At 35.6% G+C, this 6732-nt stretch carries 8 protein-coding genes; 3 read left to right on the top strand and 5 right to left on the bottom strand.

The genetic code is table 11. The features are described 5' to 3' along the window. Nucleotides 1-209: 209 nt before the first annotated feature. Together EDD62_RS04335 and EDD62_RS04340 are read right to left on the bottom strand one after the other, a co-directional pair. On the bottom strand, nucleotides 210-1397 hold the full coding sequence (locus EDD62_RS04335; protein ID WP_249037329.1) for an FtsW/RodA/SpoVE family cell cycle protein: 1188 nt from the start codon (nucleotides 1395-1397) through the stop codon (nucleotides 210-212). Nucleotides 1398-1444: 47 nt separating this feature from the next. After that, the gene (locus EDD62_RS04340) at nucleotides 1445-1735 is read right to left on the bottom strand and encodes an Fpa/YlaN family protein (RefSeq protein WP_123807667.1); all 291 of its coding nucleotides are present in this window, start codon (nucleotides 1733-1735) and stop codon (nucleotides 1445-1447) included. A gap of 128 nt (nucleotides 1736-1863) precedes the next feature. Here EDD62_RS04340 and EDD62_RS04345 point away from each other — a divergent pair, with 128 nt between their 5' ends. Then, nucleotides 1864-2346 carry a hypothetical protein gene (locus EDD62_RS04345; RefSeq protein WP_123807668.1) on the top strand — a complete coding sequence of 161 codons (483 nt, stop codon included), beginning with the start codon at nucleotides 1864-1866 and terminating at the stop codon, nucleotides 2344-2346. 94 nt (nucleotides 2347-2440) lie between these two features. Here the strand turns inward: EDD62_RS04345 and EDD62_RS04350 are convergent, their stop codons facing one another. Next, nucleotides 2441-2776 carry a YlaH-like family protein gene (locus EDD62_RS04350; RefSeq protein ID WP_077140033.1) on the bottom strand — a complete coding sequence of 112 codons (336 nt, stop codon included), beginning with the start codon at nucleotides 2774-2776 and terminating at the stop codon, nucleotides 2441-2443. Between the two features lie 5 nt (nucleotides 2777-2781). Beyond that, nucleotides 2782-4620: a translational GTPase TypA gene (gene typA / locus EDD62_RS04355; RefSeq protein ID WP_123807669.1), complete on the bottom strand. Its 1839-nt coding sequence runs from the start codon at nucleotides 4618-4620 to the stop codon at nucleotides 2782-2784. Nucleotides 4621-4729: 109 nt separating this feature from the next. On the opposite strand from typA, the gene EDD62_RS04360 reads away from it, so the two are divergent. Further along, nucleotides 4730-4909 (top strand): DUF5325 family protein, encoded by a 180-nt coding sequence (locus EDD62_RS04360; RefSeq protein ID WP_123807670.1) that lies wholly within the window; start codon nucleotides 4730-4732, stop codon nucleotides 4907-4909. A 31-nt stretch (nucleotides 4910-4940) separates the two neighbouring features. Here EDD62_RS04360 and EDD62_RS04365 read toward each other — a convergent pair whose 3' ends face one another. After that, nucleotides 4941-5711, bottom strand: a complete 771-nt coding sequence (locus EDD62_RS04365) for an inositol monophosphatase family protein (protein WP_123807671.1) — start codon at nucleotides 5709-5711, stop codon at nucleotides 4941-4943. A gap of 82 nt (nucleotides 5712-5793) precedes the next feature. On the opposite strand from EDD62_RS04365, the gene EDD62_RS04370 reads away from it, so the two are divergent. Beyond that, nucleotides 5794-6408, top strand: coding sequence for a YktB family protein (locus tag EDD62_RS04370; protein ID WP_123807672.1), 615 nt, complete (start codon nucleotides 5794-5796; stop codon nucleotides 6406-6408). Nucleotides 6409-6732: the final 324 nt, after the last annotated feature.

The raw sequence follows: 6732 nt of genomic DNA on the forward strand, positions 1-6732 counted from the left end.
CTCTGATTACGAGACACTTTTCAATCCTTTTCCCTTCCATATTCAGAGTATTTTCGATTTACTCTGATTACCAGACGTTTTCCAACCTTTTTCCTTATGTATTCAGAGTATTTCTGATTACTCTGATTACTAGGCAATGAGCCGAAATAAAATAACTAATGGCAATACTTCTACGACATCACTTTTAATATTCTGTGAATCATAAGTTATTATGGTGTTGTCTGTTGAGATTTCCTTATCCACTTGCTTGCCATAAGCAATAAACCAACTGCTATCGACAAGCTAATCATACTTGATCCTCCGTAACTTAAGAAAGGCAATGGAACGCCTGTTAATGGAATGAAATTCGTTACACCACCTACGTTTACAATCGTTTGTATACCGATATACGTCGCACATCCAACACATACGAGTTGTAAAAAAGTGCTCCGTGCTTGCATCGCATAATAAAATCCTTTAAAAACAATAAACGCGAGTATAAAGAGTACGGTTAATACCCCAAAAAGTCCAAATTCTTCACCTATGACAGCTAAAATAAAGTCCGTATGCGGTTCTGGTAAATAGCCTAATTTTTGAATACTATTACCAAGTCCATTCCCAAACAGTCCACCTGTACCAAATGCGACAAGTGAATTGGCAAGATGGTAGCCTTCCGCTTCATTGACGAAAGGGTTTTGCATTGCGATAAATCGCTCTTTCTGGTGATCGAGAATAATCTCACCTGTTAAAATATAGTTGCTTAACATCCATACACCGATCGCACATATGAAAACAGCTACCATAGAGAGCAATAATTTCGTCTTAAATCCTGAATACAATACCATACTAAAAATAATAATCGCAAGAATCATCGCGGTACCAAAATCCGGTTGAATTGCAATAAAAATTAATCCCACTCCAACGAGTGTCAGTGGTGATAGTATATCTCCAATCGTAAGGTTCGTATACTTCTTTCGTTGGTTATACATATACGCTAAATAAATAATGCTCACAATTTTAAATAGTTCAGACGGTTGTAAACCGAATCCAAAAAGATCAATCCAACTTTTTGCACCATTCACTTCACGACCAATTAATAATGTCAGAACGAGCAAAAATAAAATTGAAGCCATCATCGCGATTTGAATATTTTTTTTCAGTAAACTTTTTATATTAATGATGTAACCTATAAACACAACAATCATTAATCCAATCATCCAATAAATTAATTGGCGAATAAAGAAATGATAAGGACTTAACTCAACACCTTTAACTAATGTGCCACGCATCGCGCCGATCATACTAGCACTATATATCATCACTAATCCAATGAGGCAAATGAGTATATACGCGGCAAATATTGAGAAGTCGACGTACTTAAAATCTTGTGTAAACTTCTTGATAGCTTTTCTAATCACCTTTATCACCCTATCTTACAAAAACAAAACAGCCTAAAACGTTTAAATTATTTTAGGCTTGTCTTCGTATGTGCATCATGTAATTTTGATAATTCTTGTTCCAAGTTGTCTAGCAGTTGACGCCCTTCTTGTTCATCGACTAAATCTAACTTAATCGCAAATTCGACTTCTCGACTCAAACCGAACATTTGGGTATCCAAAACTTCTTCATACAATGGGCATTGCGGCATCGTTAAATTGTCCATTTGAACTTGTATCAACTGTCTAATTTTTTCAGCATCTGTATGTAACTGGTCATATGCTCTTTTTGAGATATCTTGCTTTGTATCCATTCGCATATTCCCCTTTCAATAAACTCCACTCTTGTTAATAAATTTTATCTTATTTATAGTGTGAATTGCAAGGAAATAGAGCGATTGTTTATGATACACTAGGATTACTTGAAAAAAGAAAGGAAGATCATAATATGGTCATACAAATTAAAGGAAATGTAAAGTTTAATATCACATTAGATCCAACAACATGGATTTTTGATGATCGTAAAGTTTCTTTGAATGATTTACAATTAAGCCGCACGTCTCACGATGAAATTACATTTGATGATTCAAAAGAATGGAATCGTCAAATTTTAGAAGGTGGCACAAACCCACCAACGTTAAAATCTGAGAAAAAGTTTAAGAAACAACAATTATTAGAAGAAGACTATTGCATTAATATGGAAGTATTTTTCAACAATGCTGAATTGAATGACGATGCAAAGGAAGTCCTTTTAACGAATGTTGACGACAAACAATTGACCATTCCAGTAGAATCATTAAAAAACCTCTATTTCCAATTTTCAAAACAAGGCAAGCGAATTCATGAAAACGGTTCTGTTGATGCATTTGTTTTTGAATCAGGTGAAGTAAATGAATCCTTGAATCAAGTGAATCAGATTGAAGTGAAATAGTTCCATTCAAAACAATCAACAAATACTCTGAAAGTGACGCTATAAATTATAAAATGAGTGCCAAATGAATTTATCATTTGGCACTCATTCTTTATTATACATTCCCTGCTTTACGTTCTTTGTGCAATCGATAACGATACAATCCTAAGATGATTGCTGTAACAATTAAACTTTCTGCGACGGGTAAAAATGCGCCTAAAAATGTTAGTAATGTACAACCGAAAAACATGATGACATAAATAATTATATTTTGCCACCATTTAATTTTTCTAGCAAATCCTAAATTATACGTGATCACACATAGAATAAAAATTGTAATAAATAATAGCCACATTCCTGTATCAGGTTGTTTATCAACTTGGTAAAGCTTTGCAAAGAACGATAACCGTTCGATTGCATCTAAGCTTACACCTTTCGTAACATAAAGCATTCAATCTACTCCTCAGTCACTTGTTTTGCACGTTTTTGATCACGTTCACGTGCACCTTTTTCTAAGATTTTTTTACGCATACGAACTGATTCTGGTGTCACTTCAACAAGCTCATCATCATTAATATACTCTAACGCTTCTTCTAGTGTTAAAATACGAGGCTTTTTCATATTATCCGTTTGTTCTTTTGTAGCTGAACGGATGTTGTTAGCCGCTTTAACTTTCGTAATATTAACCGTTAAGTCATTATCACGACTATTCTCACCAACAATCATTCCTTCATACACTTCAGTACCTGGTTCCATAAAGTTTGTTCCACGGTCTTCTAAGTTAAGGATTGCATACGTTGATGCTGCACCTTTATCCATAGATACAAGCACTCCATTACGACGTCCACCGAGTTGACCTTTGATCAATGGTTTGAACTCATCAAACGTGTTGTTCATAATGCCATAGCCACGTGTTAATGACATGAATTCTGTACGATAACCGATTAAACCACGGCTCGGTACAGAGAAAATAATACGTGTTTGACCATTCCCTGTATTGACCATATCCAGCATTTCACCTTTACGTTGTCCAAGCGATTCAATGATTCCACCTGTATATTCTTCAGGTACATCAATTTGAACACGTTCGAATGGTTCACATTTAACACCGTCAATTTCTTTGACGATAACTTCAGGTTTAGACACTTGAAGTTCGAATCCCTCACGGCGCATATTTTCAATTAAAATAGATAAATGAAGTTCACCACGACCAGATACGATCCATGCATCAGGACCTTTATTTTCAACGCGTAGTGACACGTCTGTTTCAAGTTGTTGATCTAAACGTTCTTGAATATTACGTGCTGTGACATATTTACCTTCACGACCAGCAAACGGTGAATTATTCACGCTAAATGTCATTTGTAAAGTTGGTTCGTCAATTCTAAGGACAGGTAAGGCTTCTTGCGCATCCGGTGGTGTAATTGTTTCACCGACGTTAATATCTTCCATACCTGAAATCGCAATTAAATCTCCAGCTTTTGCTTCTTGAATTTCTTCACGCTTCAAACCGAAGAATCCGAAAATTTTCGTCACTCGGAAGTTTTTGATTGTACCGTCTAACTTAATCAACGATACGCTCTCGCCGACTTTCATCGTTCCTCTAAATACACGACCAATACCAATACGACCTACGTAATCATTGTAATCTAACATCGCCACTTGGAATTGTAAAGGCTCATCACTATTATCAATCGGTGCTGGAACGTGTTCGATTATAGATTCATAAATGGCATGCATATCTGAGTCTTGCTCATGAGGATCTAAACTTGCAGTACCGTTAATTGCTGATGCATACACAACTGGGAATTCTAATTGCTCATCATCCGCTTCTAGTTCGATAAATAATTCTAACACATCATCGATAACAGCTTCCGGTCTAGCAGAAGGCTTGTCAACTTTATTGACAACGACTACGGGTTTAAGTTTTTGTTCTAGTGCTTTCTTCAATACGAAACGTGTTTGTGGCATTGTTCCTTCATACGCATCCACGACAAGTATTACACCATCAACCATTTTCATAATACGTTCAACTTCTCCACCGAAGTCCGCATGTCCTGGCGTATCTAAAATATTGATACGCGTGTCATTATAATTGATCGCTGTATTCTTGGCTAAAATTGTAATCCCACGTTCACGCTCGATATCATTTGAATCCATCGCACGTTCATCGACTTGCTCATTTTCTCTAAATGTACCTGATTGTTTTAACAACTCATCGACAAGTGTTGTTTTCCCATGGTCAACGTGTGCAATAATTGCTATGTTACGAATATTATCTCTTCTTACGGTCATATATTTATACCCTCTTCTTCATTTATGGTTTATATTTTTACTTATGTATTATATCATAGTAGAGTAAAGATACAAAAAATGTTTAAACTTATGAGAAAGATGTGATCAAATGACTCGTGCCCAAAAGTTTCTAATGTTTTGTTTGGCACTTACTGCCATCTTAATTTTATTATTTATATGTATTGCTGTCGTTGAAGGTTGGCTCATTTCAACATTCATTGCAATCTTATTATTCATCGCAATCTTTGGTGTTGGATTTACGTTAAAAAGTAAATGGAAGATAGAATAGAGCATGAACGACTGACGTTCATGCTCTATTTTTATGCATTAATAATCTCTATAATTTCTTTATGCATAGATGGATGTGCTGCGACAAGACCAGATGCCTGCAACAAGTTAATCGGTTGACCAGTTTCAGTCGTGACAACACCACCAAGTCTTTCTACTAAGATTAGTCCCGCTGCAAAATCCCAAGGCTTCAATTGATAAGTGACATAACTTGCCACTTGGCCTGTTGTAATCTGTGCAAGTTCTAACGCAGATGACCCATAAGATCTAACCGTCCCAGCCTTTTTCGCAAGGGTTAATGCTGAAGTTTGTGATGCATCTTTAACTAACCATCGTGCATTCAAACAAATTAGCGATGTTTCTAGCGGAGACGGTTCTATTCGTTCCAGTTTTTGATCATTGAAATAAACTGCACCACCCGGACTTGAATGATATAAATCGTGATTCATTACATCCAAAATAAAGGCACTATGTGGTTTACCGTCGATATAAATACCTACACTAATGGCGAAGTTTTTCTGTTGATGAACAAAGTTTAACGTCCCATCAATTGGATCAATAATCCACAACACACCGTCTGTATCTTGAATGTCATGTCCATGACCCTCTTCTCCAACGATACGATGGTCTGGATAATAAGACATAATTTTTTCGTATAAGAATGTCTCACAGCCTTTATCGACATTCGTCACAAGGTCGTTAAGCGATGATTTAGACTCAACGGTCAATCCTTGTGCCATTTCTTTTTTTATATATTCACTCGCCTCTATAACGAATTGTTTTGCTTGTTCATATAATTCCACCTGACAACACTCCTAATGTTATTCTCACTTCCATTCTATCATGTTAAAATAAATTTAACACATTAAGAGAGGATGTATTATGATGAGTAAATATACATTTAAAGAAAATGACTTCAAAACATTTGATATCGATGGACTAGAACCTAGAATGGATGCCATTAAAAAGAACATTAGACCACAACTCAATGCATTAGGCGATTATTTCAGTGATTATTTGTCTAATCAATATGACCAACCATACTACCCACACGTCGCAAAACATTTACGCCGCACAGTGAATCCACCAAATGATACGTGGGTCGCTTTCGCAACGAATAATCGAGGGTACAAAATGTTACCTCACTATCAAATCGGTTTATTTGGTTCTCACTTATTCATTATGTACGGTGTGATCTATGAATCAGAGTATAAAGAAACATGTGCAAATAAATGGTTAGACATGATTGATACATTCAGAGCATTACCGGATAACTTCGTCATAAGTAAGGATCATATGAAAGAAGAAAAATTAAAGATCAGTGAGCTTTCTGATGAAGAATTAATCAAAGCGATTGAACGATTGAAAAAAGTGAAAAAGGGAGAATTTTTAATCGGAAAAAAATATTTACCAACTGATGAAGTTTTTAAATCGGATGAGTCATTTTTGAAAGAAGTTCAATTTGTGTTTGATACTCTAGATCCTTTTACAATTCAATAAATTTTTGACCTACTAACAATGTTAGTAGGTCTTTTTGTCGCTTGCTGTATTCAAAGTGTTTCTCTTTTACTCTGAATACCAGGACATTTTCAGTTCATTTCCTTTCCGTATTCAGAGTATTTCTCTTTTACTCTGATTACCAGAACATTTTTAGCTCATTCTACTCCCGTATTCAGAGTATTTCTCTTTTACTCTGATTACCAGAACATTTTCAGCTCATTCCACTCCCGTATTCAGAGTATTTCTCTTTTACTCTGATTACCAGAACATTTTCAGCTCATTCCACTCCCGTATTCAGAGTATTTCTCTTTTACTCTGATTACA

Source organism: Abyssicoccus albus (genome assembly GCF_003815035.1).
Lineage (GTDB): Bacteria > Bacillota > Bacilli > Staphylococcales > Abyssicoccaceae > Abyssicoccus > Abyssicoccus albus.